This window comes from Bailinhaonella thermotolerans, from assembly GCF_003594875.1.
Lineage (GTDB): Bacteria > Actinomycetota > Actinomycetes > Streptosporangiales > Streptosporangiaceae > Bailinhaonella > Bailinhaonella thermotolerans.
Genome location: NZ_QZEY01000017.1, coordinates 38,454 through 52,933, shown reverse-complemented (window position 1 = coordinate 52,933; position 14,480 = coordinate 38,454). Strand labels below are relative to the sequence as shown.

Annotated in this window: 13 protein-coding genes; 8 read left to right on the top strand and 5 right to left on the bottom strand. The window is 72.4% G+C overall.

The genetic code is table 11. The annotated features are described in order from the left end of the window. Positions 1-374 precede the first annotated feature (374 nt). Positions 375-923 carry a hypothetical protein gene (locus D5H75_RS31225; protein WP_119930166.1) on the bottom strand — a complete coding sequence of 183 codons (549 nt, stop codon included), beginning with the start codon at positions 921-923 and terminating at the stop codon, positions 375-377. Between the two features lie 85 nt (positions 924-1,008). After that, positions 1,009-1,629: a hypothetical protein gene (locus tag D5H75_RS31220; RefSeq protein ID WP_119930165.1), complete on the bottom strand. Its 621-nt coding sequence runs from the start codon at positions 1,627-1,629 to the stop codon at positions 1,009-1,011. A 154-nt stretch (positions 1,630-1,783) separates the two neighbouring features. On the opposite strand from D5H75_RS31220, the gene D5H75_RS31215 reads away from it, so the two are divergent. From D5H75_RS31215 to D5H75_RS31200, 4 genes are all read left to right on the top strand, one after another. Continuing rightward, positions 1,784-3,178: a J domain-containing protein gene (locus tag D5H75_RS31215; protein ID WP_119930290.1), complete on the top strand. Its 1,395-nt coding sequence runs from the start codon at positions 1,784-1,786 to the stop codon at positions 3,176-3,178. Positions 3,179-3,309: 131 nt separating this feature from the next. Beyond that, the gene (locus tag D5H75_RS31210) at positions 3,310-4,725 is read left to right on the top strand and encodes a hypothetical protein (RefSeq protein WP_119930164.1); all 1,416 of its coding nucleotides are present in this window, start codon (positions 3,310-3,312) and stop codon (positions 4,723-4,725) included. A gap of 202 nt (positions 4,726-4,927) precedes the next feature. Continuing rightward, positions 4,928-6,865, top strand: coding sequence for an ATP-binding protein (locus D5H75_RS31205; RefSeq protein WP_202638682.1), 1,938 nt, complete (start codon positions 4,928-4,930; stop codon positions 6,863-6,865). Between the two features lie 157 nt (positions 6,866-7,022). Then, complete coding sequence (locus tag D5H75_RS31200) at positions 7,023-7,652, top strand: hypothetical protein (RefSeq protein WP_119930162.1); 630 nt, start codon at positions 7,023-7,025, stop codon at positions 7,650-7,652. A gap of 124 nt (positions 7,653-7,776) precedes the next feature. Here the strand turns inward: D5H75_RS31200 and D5H75_RS31195 are convergent, their stop codons facing one another. Both D5H75_RS31195 and D5H75_RS31190 read right to left on the bottom strand, forming a co-directional pair. Next, the gene (locus tag D5H75_RS31195; protein ID WP_202638681.1) at positions 7,777-9,996 is read right to left on the bottom strand and encodes a sensor histidine kinase; all 2,220 of its coding nucleotides are present in this window, start codon (positions 9,994-9,996) and stop codon (positions 7,777-7,779) included. A gap of 285 nt (positions 9,997-10,281) precedes the next feature. After that, entirely contained in the window at positions 10,282-10,497 is a 216-nt protein-coding gene (locus D5H75_RS31190; protein WP_119930160.1) for a hypothetical protein, read from the bottom strand. Positions 10,498-10,695: 198 nt separating this feature from the next. Between D5H75_RS31190 and D5H75_RS31185 the strand changes: the two genes are divergently transcribed. The 3 genes from D5H75_RS31185 (at position 10,696) to D5H75_RS44535 (ending at position 13,017) form a co-directional block, all read left to right on the top strand. Next, a complete protein-coding gene (locus D5H75_RS31185; RefSeq protein WP_119930159.1) occupies positions 10,696-11,190 on the top strand; it encodes a ribonuclease H family protein in 495 nt (164 codons plus the stop codon). Positions 11,191-11,488: 298 nt separating this feature from the next. After that, entirely contained in the window at positions 11,489-12,226 is a 738-nt protein-coding gene (locus D5H75_RS31180; protein ID WP_119930158.1) for a GAF and ANTAR domain-containing protein, read from the top strand. A gap of 41 nt (positions 12,227-12,267) precedes the next feature. Continuing rightward, positions 12,268-13,017: an ATP-binding protein gene (locus tag D5H75_RS44535; RefSeq protein ID WP_119930157.1), complete on the top strand. Its 750-nt coding sequence runs from the start codon at positions 12,268-12,270 to the stop codon at positions 13,015-13,017. Positions 13,018-13,080: 63 nt separating this feature from the next. Here the strand turns inward: D5H75_RS44535 and D5H75_RS31170 are convergent, their stop codons facing one another. After that, positions 13,081-13,356 carry an STAS domain-containing protein gene (locus tag D5H75_RS31170; RefSeq protein ID WP_242454641.1) on the bottom strand — a complete coding sequence of 92 codons (276 nt, stop codon included), beginning with the start codon at positions 13,354-13,356 and terminating at the stop codon, positions 13,081-13,083. Positions 13,357-13,794: 438 nt separating this feature from the next. On the opposite strand from D5H75_RS31170, the gene D5H75_RS31165 reads away from it, so the two are divergent. After that, the gene (locus tag D5H75_RS31165; RefSeq protein WP_147425322.1) at positions 13,795-14,478 is read left to right on the top strand and encodes an ANTAR domain-containing protein; all 684 of its coding nucleotides are present in this window, start codon (positions 13,795-13,797) and stop codon (positions 14,476-14,478) included. Positions 14,479-14,480 lie beyond the last annotated feature (2 nt).

Sequence of the window (14,480 nt, the reverse complement as noted above, 5' to 3'; positions counted from 1 at the left end):
CCGCCGCTTGTAGCCAAGCTCGGCCTGATCGCCGTCGTGGACCCATCAGCGCCCAGCCCTTGCGCACCACGAGGCCCGACAGCAGAGGTCATTCTTTGTTGGAATTTTCGCCCATCATAGCCGCCGTCGAGAAACGTCCGCTAACCAGCAACTTCCTCAGCACGCGGCCCGTTTCTGCCGTCTTCTCCGGCGGCACCCGCTGAGGTGGTTGCTGCGCCGGTCGATCCGTGCCGACGTCCGCCGCCTGGCCGGCTCTTGCGCTTCTTGACCCCGGCACTACCCCGTCGACTGGCCCTGGTGGCCGGAGGCCGGGGCCGGGGAGTCTCGTCTCACCGCACCGTCAGCAGACCCGGCGGATCGCCACGTCGCTGCGATCACGGCCGTGTGGTCCAGGGAACCTCGCCGAGCAGTCCTTGAGAAGCGAGCCAGTCACGGTCGAAGAAGCGGCCCGTAATCCGCCCCATGATGCACAGGTACATCTCCAATTCCTCTTCCAGCGAGTCGTAGCTCAGGTCCTGCCAATACGCATTGAACTCCTCATAGGCGAAGAACTCCCCGAGGATGTCCCCGTCGAACGCATACTGGATCTGCTCCATCTCCTCGTCATCGCCGAAGATTTCGAAGACGCGATGGCCACCAGCGCTGAGCCTCTCCATGGTGTCGGGAATGATCCCCGCGACAGCCAGAACGAGGGACCAGGCGGGGGTGAGCGAGGTGATCCAAACCTTGTGCGGCCACGAGGTGGGGTCGTATGAGGTTGTGGCGGTCTGGAGACCACAGGTCACCATGGTGTCCGAGACGACGTGCAGCCGCCGGGCCACCTCGCCGATATCTCCGATGTCGATCCACTGGGCGTTGAAATAGGCATCGAGCCCGGCCTCCAACAGCAGGCGCTGCTGGTTCTCCGCTGGAAACGTTGTCATGCGGGTCGTCGCCCTTTCATTGACAGGAAGCCCCCGGCCGAACGGCGGCGCGAGGGGACGGTTCGGCGGTCTCCCGCCTCCCGAGCTATCCGCGGTACCAGGTCCCGGGGATCAGGTAGCAGGCCTGCGGGGCGTCGAGCCAGCCGGGGCCGAGTTCCCGGCCCACGATCCGGCCCGCGACGATGAGCGCGGAGGTATAGCTCTGCCCGATCCCGGCCCAGTCGTCCATCTCCTCGGGCTCGGCGTCCGGGTTCGCCTCGATGTCGCGGCCCAAGAACGGCAGCCCGCCGGCGAGGTCACCGAACCGGTCGGGCACGCCGTCCATCATGAACTGCCAGTCCTCGGCGAGCACCCCGTCGCGGGCGTAGCTGAGCCGCTCGCCTCCGCCGATGTGCCAGCCGACGGCGACCGCTTCCCGGCCCCCCGTTCCTGAGAGCGCGACGGCGCTCTCGGTGACGGCGATCACCCCATTGAGCCGCAGAACGAGCGACCAGTCCGCGGTGAACGGCCCCGCGAACAGGAGCGTGTGCGGCTCTTCGAGGTGGCTCCACGCGGACATCACGCCCTCCGCAACGCCCACGTGGGTGCCCGCGCCGAGGGCGTGGGCAGCCGCCTGCGGACTGACGCCCTTGGACCACACGGCGCTGAACTGGGGGGTCAGCCCGTACCGGTCGAGCAGGGCGTGCAGGTACGTGTCGTCGTCCATGGTCTCCTCCAGCGGTGGGGCGGGGGCCTGGCAGCGTAACGGAGGGGGCGGACAAGTCGCTGGCCCCGGCCTGGCCGGACAGGAGCGCGCGGCCGATGCCGGGCGGCCGCGCGTCCGGCATGCGGGCCGGATGGGGGAGCGGACGGTCGCGGGCATGTCCGGGCTACCTGATTACTACGAGATCCTCGGCGTGCCCTCTGACGCGCCCCCCGGCGACATCGCCAAGGCCTACCGTCGCACCGCGGCCCTCGTGCATCCGGACAAGGGCGGCAACGCGGGCATGTTCCGCATCGTCCAGGTGGCCTACGAGACGCTGAAGGATCCCGCCGCGCGAGCGGCCTACGACCGGCGGCGGCTCAGCGGCGCCGGCCACCGCGAGGACCCGGCGGGCGCGAGCGCGCCGCCGGGAGGCGGCGCCGCGGGCGGTGAGCGGCGGGCCGGCCAGGACCGCGCCGGCGCGCCTCGCGGGGAACCGGGGCAGCGCCCCGGCGGACCCGGCCCAGCCGGACCGCGCGCCGGCGGGCGGGGGACCCGCGCCGGCGCCGGGGAACGCTCCCCACGGGGCGGTACCCGCGCCGCCTCCCACCCGGCCTGGATGCGGGCGCACACCCCGGCCGCCGGCGGTCCCCAGGTACGGCCCGCCTTCGGATACCAGTGGCGGCTCCTGGCCGGCAGCCTCATCACCGACCTGGCGTGCGCCGCCGCGCTGGCGGCGGCCTGGCCGCGGCAGTTGCCGGCCGCGCTGCTGGTCACCGGCCTGATCGCGCTGCCCGCCTTCGCCGTGGCCGTCGTGTTCCGCCGGCGCCGCCGCTGGGTCCTGGCGGTTCTGGCGGTCTGCGCGGCCGGGCCCCTGATCGCCGCCATGTGCGCCGCCTCGGCCACCATCTGGACCCCGGCGGCGGCGATCATCGCCGTGGCCGGGGCGGGCGGACTGGGCCTGGCGGCCGCCGAGCTGCGGCACGCCCGGCTGCTGGACGCGGCCGTCCCGCGCGACTCGCTGCGATTCCAGGTGTTCAACGAGGCCGGCGCGGGACTGAAGGCCCCCGCCGACCGGCGACTGGCCGCCGCAGGGGCCGCCGTGGCCGAGCAGCTGGCCATGCTGCCGGGAACCCGGATCGTGCACGCGGTCGCGGTGCCGTCCGCCGCGGACACGGCCGAGTACGTCGACCACGTGATCATCCGCGACTCGCTGGCGGCCGCCGTGGTGAACTGGCCCGGCCCGTCCGGCCGCTACACCTGGTCCGGCAAGGAGCCGCTGCGCGTGGACGGGGAGATGTTCGCCGACGGCGGGGCCGGCCTGGACGCGGCCGTGGCGGGCCTGAAGCGGCTGCTGCCGCCGGGGACGGACGTGCGGGGCTTCGTGGCGGTGCACCCCCAGGGCCGGGGGATCCGCACCTACGACAACGGCGACCTGGTGGAGCGGTACGCCGCCGACGCCGCCGCGGTCCGTGACGCGGTGGGCGACTGGCTCGCCCAGGCCCGGCCGGTGGTCAACCGCCGTGCCTTCGCCGCGCTGCTGCCCCACCTGTGCCCGCGCACCCCGGCGTGATCCCGCCTCCCGCATCGGGCGCCGCGGCCCCGGGACAGGGATCGGGCCGCCCGCCCCTGCTGGCCCCGCCGCGCCCGGCCCTCACGGTCGGCCGGGACCTGTCAAGCCAGACCCGAAGGAGAACATCGCCCATGGCAGGAAACCCCGATTTCGCGCGGCTGCGGGCGCAGCTGCTCGCGCACGAGCCGGTCCCGCCGCGCGCGCTGGTCGACAAGGTCCGGCCGCGCGTGGAGGAGGCCAGGCGCCACTTCGGCGCCGGCCGGGCGATCCTGGCCCGCGAACTGGCCAACGTCACCACCATGGTCTACACCTCGGCGGTGCCGACCCTGGCCGTGTGCATGACGGGTGACTACCACCGCCTGCTGCTGGTCAACCCGTGGTTCGCCGAGTCGCTCGACGCCTACGGGCTGTCGTTCGGGCTCACCCACGAGGGCTACCACCTGCTGTTCGCCCACCTGTCGATGGACACCGCCGGGGACGAACTGCGCACCCTGGCGCAGGAGATCGTCATCAACCACCTGTGCCTGCGCCGCTCCGCCCAGCCCGACCCGCACACGGGCTCCATCCGGCCCGGGCTGATGCCGATCCGCACCCTGCCCGGGGGCCGGGTCGAGACCGTCGGCATCGACCCGAACGAGCAGTACATGCGGTACGCGGCCCAGCTCCGCGACGCGGGCATGACGCCGGTGCCGTACGAGACGTTCGTCCGGGACGAGCTGACCTGCCGCGCCGAACTGGCACGCATGCCCAACCCGCCCGGCAGCGCCCCGCAGGTGTGCGCGCACCACGCCCAGGACGGCTCCGGCGACGGCTTCCCGGGCCACGTGCTGGACCGGGACCACCTGCGCGACGCGGTGGAGGCCGCCGTGCGCGGCGCGGTGCACGACGCCGTGCACCGCGACGACCAGCGGGCGCGCGAGGAGCTGGAGGAGGTCATGGGGGTGACCGCCGGGCAGGAGGCCGCCGGCCGCCTGTGGGGCCTGACCGGGGCCGGCCGGCTCCGGGGGGACACCGCCGCCGGCGGCGACACCCAGATGTGGAAGACCTACCTGGCGACCGCGCTGCACGCCCGCTGCGTGCCGGGCGCGCGCCTGGTGTGGAACCAGAAACGCCCCTGGGACCTGCAGATGTCCTGGCGCGGCGACGAGCTCAAGCGCAAGGTCCTCATCGCGGTGGACGCCTCCGGGTCGATGGAGACGCGGGTCCTGAACTGGATCGCCGAGCACATCGGGGAGGGCCGCGACGACCTGATCCTGGAATGGCTCGCCTTCGACACCGAGGCGTACCCGTTCCGGCCGGGCGAGCCGCTGCGCGGCGGCGGCGGCACCGACGTCAAGGCCGTCTCCGACTACGTCGACGACAAGACCGGGGACGAGGGCTACGACGCCATCCTCGTCGTGACCGACGGCTACTTCGCCTCCCCGGACGGCGGCGCCTGGCCGCGCGACCCCGACCGGTGGATCCTGCTGATCACGCCCGGCGGGACCACCTCGCGCCACCAGGACCACTTCCACACCGTGCTCGAGGTGGACATGCCCGAGTCATAGCGCACAGGACACCCCTTTCCCGCCCTTTCCACGGCCGCGCGCGCATCAGCCGATGCCCGCGCGGCCGTCCACGTCCTGCCCGCGCCGCGCCCGCGTCCCGCTCACCGGCGAACGGGCGCGGGCGGTCCTGGTTGCCGGCGCGGCGGGGGCGACGACGGTCCGGGGACGTCCGCACAACCCAAAGCGAAGGGGGAAATCCCTGATGTCCCACCGTGCCGGCGCCGCCGCCGGGCAGCCCGCCACCTCGCCGGTGGACCTGTCGCGCGTGTGCCGATTCGGCGCCAACGCGACCTTCCCCGAAGGACCCGACCCCGACTCGGTCATCGGCAAGAAGGTCGTCGAGCGCATCCTGGACGCGATCGAGACCCAGACCATGGTGCGCTTCCTCAGCGGCCCGGGCGTCGGCAAGTCCGCGACCGTCCGCTCGGTCTGCGAGGCCGCCGGATACGACACCTTCGTGATCAACGTCCCCTCGCTCTACCCCGAGCGGCTGGCGATCCCGATGCCGGTGCAGCACAAGGGGACGCGCGTCCTGGAGACCGTGCTCACCAACGACCTCCTCCGGCGCGAGCGCCCGCTGGTGCTGATCGTGGAGGAACCCAGCCGGGCCCCGTCCCAGGTCGTGGCCTCCCAGCTCATGGAGCTGTACAACGGCAGCATCGCCGGCGTGCCCATCCCGAACCTGGCCGCCATCATCGCCTGCGACAACGACGCCTCCCACGCGGGCGTCAGCGTGATGGACCTGGCGCAGGGCAGCCGCTGGCGCACCGTCGCGGTCACCCGCGCCGACACGCCGTTCAAAGCGGCCCTGGCCGACAGGTTCCCCGACGTCGACCTGGCGCCGGCGTTCGAGGCCTACGAGCGGATCGAGACCCGGTGGCCGGGAGCGCTGGACAAGCTGCAGCCGCGGACCCTGGAACACGTGCTGTACAACATCCTGCGCGGCCAGCCCGCCGAGTGGGGACTGCCGCTGCTGGCCGGCCCCCGCGACCACCTGCGCGACTCCGAAGGACGCGTCGTCACCCACGAGGCGCTGCCCATGCTCGCCGCGGCGCTGAACCGGCCCTACCTGCGCGACGCGGACATGGCCGACAAGACCCGCACGGCCGTACGGCGCGCCATCACGGAGGGCCGGACCCTGCTCATCCAGGGAGCGCCCGGCGTGGGCAAAACCGCCTACGTCACCTCCGTGGCCGCCGAGTACGCCGACCGCTACCGCGTCGTCTACCTCAACGGGCCCAACGACTCGCCCGACAACCGCGTGGCCCCGATGCCGGACGGCGAGGGCGGGTTCGCCATGTGGCTGACCCGAGACCTGCGCGACCCCGACGACCCGCGCGGCATCATCGTGATCCTGGACGAGATCTGGCGGGCCCGCACCGCGGTGATGAACATGTTCCTGGAGGTGCTGCAGGAGCGCACCTTCTGCGGGGTCGACGTCAACATCCACGCGATCATCGCCATGACCAACCCCCGCGAGGTGCACGGCGTGCCCATGCACGTGGGCAAGCCCGACCGCGCGCACGCCGACAGGTTCGACATGTCCATCGACGTGACCTCCGACCTGTCCCTGGCGTACGAGTGGCTGATCGACGCCTACGGCGAGGTCGCCGAGGTCGTCATCGACTGGCACAAGGAGTGCCTGGACGACACGGCCCGGGTGTTCGCCAACCCCCGCGTGCTGGAGGGCATGATCATCGCCTGGCGGCGGGAGCTGGACAAGCAGGACAGCAGGCCCGGCTACAAGGCCGACCAGGAGGTGCTGGAGGAGTGCGTGCCGCTGCTGCGCGAGCGCGCCCCGGTGCCCCTGCACGACCTGTACGCCATGCTGTCCAAGCGGACCGTCCCGCAGATCAGCCGCATCCTGCGCGACCTGGACCGGTACGTGGAGCTGCTGGCGCAACGCGACGAGCACGGCGGCCCCGTGCACGGCGGCGCGCACGAGGAGGTGCTCAGCGCGATCAAGCAGTGTGAGCTGTCGCAGCTGCAGAAGGCCCGCGAGGGGATCCTCGCGCTGGTCCGGCACCTGCCCCAGCAGTTCAAGTTCAGCCTGATCTCGGGCAACAAGGGCGATCGCCAGCGGTACTTCATCGACCTCTTCGTGGAGGTGGAACGGCAGGCCGCCGCGCGCGCTCGCTGAACCCTCCGGCAAGGCCCCCGTCCACCCGGACGGGGGCCTTCGCACGCCGCCAGGGGCTCGGCGGCAGCGGATCCGGCGAGCAGGGGAGGCGTCGCGCGCCGCGCCGCCACGGTCGGGCCCGCCAGGCCCGAGGGCCGTGACCAAAAGGAGCAACGACATGCGCTACGCGACCACGACGGCGTGCTATGTGCTGGACCTGAACGTGTGGGTGGATCTCGCCCAGCGGATCGACCTGCGCCGGGTGGACCGGCCGGCCGAACTGGGCCGCGCCCTGTCGGCCCTGCTGGACACCTCCCCCGCGACGCGGGCCGAGGAAGGACTGCACGCGGCGGCGCGCCTGGTCGAACAGGCGTGCCGGGGACGCGGCGACGGGGCCCGCCTCTTCGCCTCCCAGGAGATGATCACCACCTTGCGGCACGTGCTGTCGCGCGTGATCAGCGACCCGATGCCTCCCGCCCTGGCCGCCCGCTACTGCGCGGTCGTGGCGATGGTGTGCGAGGTGTCCGGCGGGCGGTGGAACGTCGACCCCCGCAGCGTGAACGACCCGGCCCGCGGGATCTTCCCGGAACTGGTGGGGGACGCCTACGGCCAGATCGACCACGAGGACCTGGGCGTCATCGCCACGGCGCTGGCCGTCCGGCGGGACACGGGCGGGCCCGGCGTGGTCCTGGTCACCTTCGACCGGGGCCTGCAGGGCGTCGGCGCCTCCATCGCCGGCCGGGACGTGCTGGTCCTGTCCCCGCAGAAACTGCACCGCGTGACCTCAGCCCTGGCCCGCCGGGCGTGAGACCGGCAAGGACATGCCGGCCACGGGCCGTACCCGAGCGACACCCCGGACGAGCCTGTCCGGGGTGTTCCCCTGAGCGGGGACCGGGCGAACCGGCCCGCCCTGCGCGCGGCCCGCGGGCCGGTCACCGTTGCATCAGGGGCAGTTTGAGCTCGAAGCACGCCCCGCCCGGATACCCCGCGAGCAGCTCGATGGAGCCGTTCATCGCCGTCATGAGCGTGCGGGTGATGTACAGCCCCATGCCGCTGCCCGGCGCCGAGGCCGTGCGCCCCCGGTAGCGGCGCTCGAAGATGTGCGGCCGGTCCCGCGGATCGATCCCCGGGCCCTGATCGACGACCATCACACTGGCCCAGGCGCCGCTCTGCGCCACCACGATGTCGACCGGCGCGCCGGGCGCGTACCGGGTGGCGTTCACCAGCAGGGCGATCAGGCACTGGCGGAACCGCACCGGGTCCCCGACGGCCTTGATGCCCGGCGTGAGCTGCTGGACGGTCACGCGCGCCTGCGGCACCGCGGCCACGGCCGAGGCCACGATCTCATCCACCACCAGCGGCTCCAGACGGGCGTGGAGCAGCGGCCCGTCGGGGTCGGTGAGCGAGGTGACCGTCGCCAGGTCGCTGAGCGTGCGGTCGAGGGTGAGGGTGGCGTCGTAGATGTGACGGCCCCACTCGCGCCGCTGCGCATCCGGCATCGGCCCGTCGGCCATCAGCAGCTGCGCGTAACCCCGGATGGGAGTCAGCGGGGTGCGCAGCTCGTGCTGCACCGCCTGCAGCAGCGTGGCGCGCATCATCTCGATCTTGCGCGCGTCGTCCTCGTCGACCAGCACCATGCCGTGGACACCGGTGAGCGCGGCCTCCTGCGGCGTGGTCGCCGCCGCCTGAACCCACCGAGGCTGGCCCGTGGCCGTGGACCGGAGCCGCAGGCTGCCCTGGGCGCCCTGGCGCAGCGACACCGGTGACCCGTCCGCCGTCTCCAGCCGCAGCACCTCATCCTCCCGCCGGCCCAGCGCGTGCCCGGCCGGGACGCCCGACATCGCCGCCATCGCCTGGTTCCACACCACCACGCGGCCCGCGGCGTCCGCCGCGGCGATCGCCACCGAGGCGTGCTGCACGACCGAGTTCAGCCGGGAGATCTCCTCCCGCTGCAGGTAGCCGCTGCGAATCTCGGCTATCAGATGCCCCAGCGCGCCGGACATCGCCTTGAACGAGGACATCGAGATCGGTCCGATGGCCAGCGCCCGCGTGATCCAGCCCTGCTCGGTCGTGTCCCAGCCGCAGATCAGATGACCGGCCATCCGCCCGTCGGGCGAGACCACCTCGGCCTGAATCCCGTGCCCCCACCCGCCGGGCAGCAGCGCCGCGGGGATGCGCTGGGGCTCTGGCGAGGAACTGCGCATCCACCCGGGGTAATGGCGCGGGCTGGAGATGTAGGCGGCGTTCCCCGCCTGCTCGGAGGTGTGGACCCACACCTGGCCGTGCGGCAGCGCCGTGTGGAACCACAGCTCCTTGGCCCCCATGATGCGGCGCAGCTCGGCGCAGATCGCCGCCAGGTCGTCCGGAGTGCGCACCTTGGCCGCCAGCTTGTCCGGGACGCCGAGCAGCTGCTCCGCCCGCTGGATCATGTCGCTGTGCACGTACGCGGCCCGGGTGCGCAGCCCCACGATGACCGCGGGCAGGACGGCCAGGACCACCCAGGCGGGCTGCTGCAGCCGCGACCCCAGCGCGATCAGGATCGCCATGCCGGCGCTGTTGAGGCCGACCTCGGGCAGCCTCAGGGGCAGCAGGTGGCTCTTGAGCGGCCTGGCGGGGGTGTCCTGCAGGATGCGGACCGCCGGCTCGGCCAGCAGCCCGTGCACGATGGGGAACCCCAGGCCCGTGCAGGCCACGACCGCGACCTGGAGCGGGCCGAGGGAGGCGTGCGGGAGGCCGGCCGCGGTGGCGGCGAGCGCGAACACGCCGACGGCGATCCCGTTGACGCTGAGATTGCACAGGTACTGGCGCCATTCGAAGGGGCGCCGGGCGCGGACGACGGCCATGACGATGACGCTCAGCGCCACGAACGTCGACCCGGGGACGGCCAGGACGCCGACGCAGTTGTACAACGCGATCACGAAGGACAGCTCCAGGCCGGTCCCGGCCTCGCGCTTGAGCATGAGCGCGACGGCCTGGAAGGCGAGCCCGAGACCGGCGATCCCGGCCATGAGCGGATCGGCCTCCCAGGGAGCCCCGCTGGTGGCGGCGAGCGCGCCGCACAGGGCCACGAACGCGGCCGCCATGACGAGCGTGAGCTTGGTGAAAGCCCTGGCCTGCCGCTTGGAAAGCACGGGGATGGTTCTGGTGATCAACCGGGCTCCATAGTGTCGCATGCCATTCGCGGACCGTACTCGCCGGTAACAGATGATCGGCGACAACCGTAACAGGGACCACGACCGCGATCGCGATCTTGTGCCGCGGATCGGCGCCGGCGGCGGACGGCCGCCCGGGGGCACCGGCCGCTGGCTTGGGACGACGGGGGAGCGAGGCGGCGTCACCGAGAGACAGCTCACACCGAATCGGCCCCACCTTAAAGTGGGGCCGACGCTCAGGGACCCGTCGTGCCACCGCCCCGCGGCGTCACGACGGGTCGACGGTCAGGCGTGTGGCCCACCCCGGGTGTCGCCCGGCCGATCCGGCTCCGCCCGGGGCTGCCAGCCGATCACGTGGCCGCGCTGGACGCTCAGGGTCCGTGCGGCGCGGCGCCGCTCGACGCCCTCGAGCCCGCCGAGGAACTCCTCGATCTGGCGGAGCATCGCGGACAGCCCCCCGTCGCGGCGGCGCCGCCGGCCGAGCGCGAGGCGACGGCGCAAACGTCGGTAAATGATGTCCTCCCTTTGTCCCAGGCCGTCGTGGCCGGCTCTGCGGCTTGCCCTTACCCCTGACAGCGCGCCCGGCGTCGCCAACGACAGCGCCGCCCCCTGCGGCGGCGGGCCGCGCCCGCACTGTTGCGGAGCAGACCCGTCCACCGCGCAGAAAGGAGCGGGACGCCCCGGGGCGCCCCGGCACCCATGACATCGACGACCACCGGGCGGCGGACCGTGGCCGCCTGCGACGGCTCCTCGCTCGCCAACCCCGGGCCCGCCGGCTGGGCCTGGGTCATCGCCGGCCCGGACGGCTCCCCGGTCCGCGAGGCCTGCGGAGCCTTCGACCGCGCCACCAACAACGCCGCCGAGCTGACCGCGCTCGCCGAACTGCTGGAGTCCACCGACCCGCGCACGCCACTGGAGATCCGCATGGACTCCCAGTACGCCATCAACGCGGCGTCGGTCTGGATCCACGCCTGGAAACGCAACGGCTGGCGCACCGCCGCGGGCAGACCGGTGCTCAACCTGGACCTCATCCAGCGCATCGACCGGCTCCTGGCCGGACGCGACGTCCACTTCGTGTGGGTGCGCGCCCACCGCGCCGACGGCGACCCGCTCAACCGCCACGTCGATGACAAGGCCCGCCAGGCGGCCCAGGACCGACGCACCGCCCTGGCCGCGGCCACGTCACCGCCGTGACGAGCGCTGCGTGGCCGTACGGAGGCACCCGCGGCCGTGGCCCGTATCCGGCAGCGGCCGCGGGCGGCTCGGCGGTGCGCCGAACTACCGCGCATTCGCCTAATCGGGCGAATAGAGCACCGGGATAATGCCTCGCTGCGGTGGAGAGCGAGGAGCGCGGCCTGTCTCACCGTGGTGGAAGACGCAGTGACTCCGGTGGGTGATGTCCCACGGCCCGTCTTTCGGAGAAGCCGGTGCCTCGTTCCAGGTGGGGACCGTTCTTTGTTCCTTCTTTGAGGTGTAGGGGTAGTGTGTCGCCATGGGCGGACCTCTGGCCCCCGGGTGGGATCAGTTGCTGGCCAGGACCTTCGTGGCGCTGGCGGACACATTGGTGACCGATTTCGACGTGATCGACCTGATGCAGATGTTGTCCGAGCGGTCGGTGGAATTGCTCGGTGTCGAGGCCGCCGGGTTGCTGCTGACTGACCGGCGGGGGCATTTGCGGGTGATGGCGGCGTCGAGCGAGCAGTCGCGGCTGCTGGAGCTGTTCCAGTTGCAGAACGAGCAGGGGCCCTGCCTGGACGCCTTCAAGACGGGCCGGCCGGTGCACTGCGCCGATCTGGGCGGCCCGGAGGGGCGGCGGTGGCCGCGGTTCGCCGAGCAGGCGCATGAGTACGGTTTCGTGGCTGTGAGCGCGTTGCCGATGCGGCTGCGCGAGCAGGTGATCGGCGCGCTGAACCTGTTCCGCGCTGTGCCGGGCCCGCTCACTCCGGAAATGGTCGGCCTCGGGCAGGCGCTGGCGGACGTGGCCACGGTGGGGCTGTTGCAGGCGCGCGCCCTGCAGCATGCGAATGTGCTGATCGAGCAACTGCAGACGGCGCTCAACAGCCGGATCGTGATCGAGCAGGCCAAGGGCGTGCTGGCGCAACGGCACGACTTGTCGATGGAGCAGGCCTTCGCCGCGCTGCGCGCCCATGCCCGCAGCCATAACCTGAAGCTGACGGACGTGGCCCGCGCCGTGGTGGCCGGAGAAGTTCAGCTTCCCGGCTCAGTCTGAGCAACCCCCGGTTCGGTGCGCCTGCGGGTCTGGGCGGCACCATGCGGCCCGGTTACAGTGTGGTTCCTGCCGTTAGCGATGTACCGCTTGCGGGTATCGTGCTACGGCGCCCGCGAGAGCGGGCGGTGAGTGTGCCGCTCTGGACCCCGGCGGCTCGGCCTGAGGTGATCGAGTCGCGAGGAAGAACACGATGTCCGCGGTGCATCCCGAAACCCAGATCGGCGCACGCTTGGGTGCGCCCCCGCCGCCCGGGCGTTCCCTGCCGCCTGTGGCCTGTCCCATCCGCCCCGCGGCGGCGACCCCGCGCCGCCTTCTCAGGCCGCCTGCGATCGGCACCGGTCGCCTGGCGGTACCGGTGGACTGGGAACTCGGCCATGAGTAGCGCCGAAGAGGCCACGTTTTCGTGTCAGGCCGCCGGATGGCGGCTGCCCGCCGGAGCCGAGGCTGTGACCCGGGCACGGGAACTCGCCCGCGCGACGCTGGCGCGGTGGGGGCTGGAACCGGCCACGCCCGAGGCCGTACTGCTGATCAGCGAACTCGTCACGAACGCCCTGGTCCACGGGCGTGCGCCGATCCACCTGCACCTGAGCTGCGACGGCAACCCGCGGATGCTCCAATGCCAGGTCAGCGACGCCAGCCCGGAGGAACCCCGGCAGCACCCCGCGGACTCCGGGGAACCGCATGGGCGGGGTCTGATGATCCTGGCCGCCATCGCCTCCTCTCACGGCTGGCATGTCGTTCCCGGGGGCAAGGCGGTCTGGTTCACGTACAGGATCCCCGACCGGTCGTGAAAGGTGCCCGCCCGCCCAGGTTGCTCGCACGCCGCACACTCGTGGCTTGGCCCCGCCCGGCGGTCAGCCTGAGGCCGCGGAGGCGAAGTGCCCGTCCAGGGCTGTCAGGCGTAGCAGCCAGGACACCCGGTCCGAGGGCGCGGCGAGGAGCAGGCGGGCACTCAGCGGGCGAGCGCGCAAGTCCGCGTCGAGCAGTGCCTGCAGGCCATGGTTGTCGATGAAGGTGACCCCGGCCAGGTCCACGACGATCTCCCGGGGTGCCGAGCCGTCCCGGTCGAGGAGCTTCATCAGGCAGCGGCGCAGATCGGGTGCGGTGAAGATGTCGATCTCCCCGGCCACTCTCGCCAAGGGCGGCCCGCATCGTCCTGGACGACGAGGGTCATTGCGAAGTGCTCGTCCATGGCGGCCTCTCGCGCCACCTTGTCGCACGGCCCGTCCCGTACGGCAGCGAACGTGTCCACGGGCCTCATGCGGGACCGGGCCCGAGCCTCGGTGACGCATCGTCAGCGGATGCCGCCGGGGTCTGGAGCAGCAGGATCTTCAGGTGAAGCACAAGAAGCGAATGCTACGCGTAGCATATCGGAGACAACTCGTGCAGGGTCTTCGGTCGGCGACATCGCCGCCCCCGTTCCCGGGGGCACGGCCTGCGGTGAGACCGGCGCCGCCTGCGCCGCCGGAAGAAGCGCGCATGGCGAGGGCGTACGGTGGACTCGAGGGCACCGATTCGGCAGGCGGTTAGGTCTGGTGGTCAACGAGGCGCAGGCCAGAATCTGGGCGTTGATCTCCGATCATGCCGTCAAGCGCGGTGGCCCGATCTCCGTCCAGGACGTGTGCACCGCAGGTGCTGAAGCGATCGCGGTCGACGGCGTTGGCCTGTCGCTGCTGGCCGGGCGGCGACTCGAGCCGCTGCACGTGGTGGGCAGGCTGGGCCGCGAGGTCGTGGAGGCGGAGCTGACCACCGGGGACGGGCCTTGCGTGGAAGCCGCCACCGGCGACGGCCCTGTGCTCTCCGAGGACCTGGCCAGCAGCGCAGCGGAGCGGCGCTGGCCGCTGTTCTGCCAGCTCGCGGCGGCCGCGGGCATCAGGGCCGCGTTCGCGTTCCCGTTGATGACCCAGGCCGTGCGGGTCGGTGTCCTGGTGCTGGTCCGCCACCGTCCCGGAGCCCTGGCCGCCGCCGAGTACGGCCACGCGCTGATTCTCGCCGACATCGCCCTGCTGCTCGTGCTCAACGACCAGGTGCAGATCAACGAGTGGGCGGACCCGCTCCAGGAGCCGTTCCTGGGCGCCGAGATCCACCAGGCCGCCGGCATGGTCTCGGTACAGCTGAACGCCACCGTCGAACACGCCCATCTACGACTGCGCGCCCACGCCTTCCTCCATGGGGAGTCACTGTCCCAGGTGGCGCGGCAGGTGGTGGAGCGGCGCCTGCGTTTCACCCCCGACCCCTCGCCACACGCCTGACC

Bases quoted from the DNA above. Each gene is read 5' to 3' on its own strand.
- D5H75_RS31225 (WP_119930166.1), bottom strand. From the start codon at position 923: ATGACAACGTTTCCAGCGGAGAACCAGCAGCGCCTGCTGTTGGAGGCC.
- D5H75_RS31220 (WP_119930165.1), bottom strand. From the start codon at position 1,629: ATGGACGACGACACGTACCTGCACGCCCTGCTCGACCGGTACGGGCTG.
- D5H75_RS31215 (WP_119930290.1), top strand. From the start codon at position 1,784: ATGTCCGGGCTACCTGATTACTACGAGATCCTCGGCGTGCCCTCTGAC.
- D5H75_RS31210 (WP_119930164.1), top strand. From the start codon at position 3,310: ATGGCAGGAAACCCCGATTTCGCGCGGCTGCGGGCGCAGCTGCTCGCG.
- D5H75_RS31205 (WP_202638682.1), top strand. From the start codon at position 4,928: ATGTCCCACCGTGCCGGCGCCGCCGCCGGGCAGCCCGCCACCTCGCCG.
- D5H75_RS31200 (WP_119930162.1), top strand. From the start codon at position 7,023: ATGCGCTACGCGACCACGACGGCGTGCTATGTGCTGGACCTGAACGTG.
- D5H75_RS31185 (WP_119930159.1), top strand. From the start codon at position 10,696: ATGACATCGACGACCACCGGGCGGCGGACCGTGGCCGCCTGCGACGGC.
- D5H75_RS31180 (WP_119930158.1), top strand. From the start codon at position 11,489: ATGGGCGGACCTCTGGCCCCCGGGTGGGATCAGTTGCTGGCCAGGACC.
- D5H75_RS44535 (WP_119930157.1), top strand. From the start codon at position 12,268: ATGCGGCCCGGTTACAGTGTGGTTCCTGCCGTTAGCGATGTACCGCTT.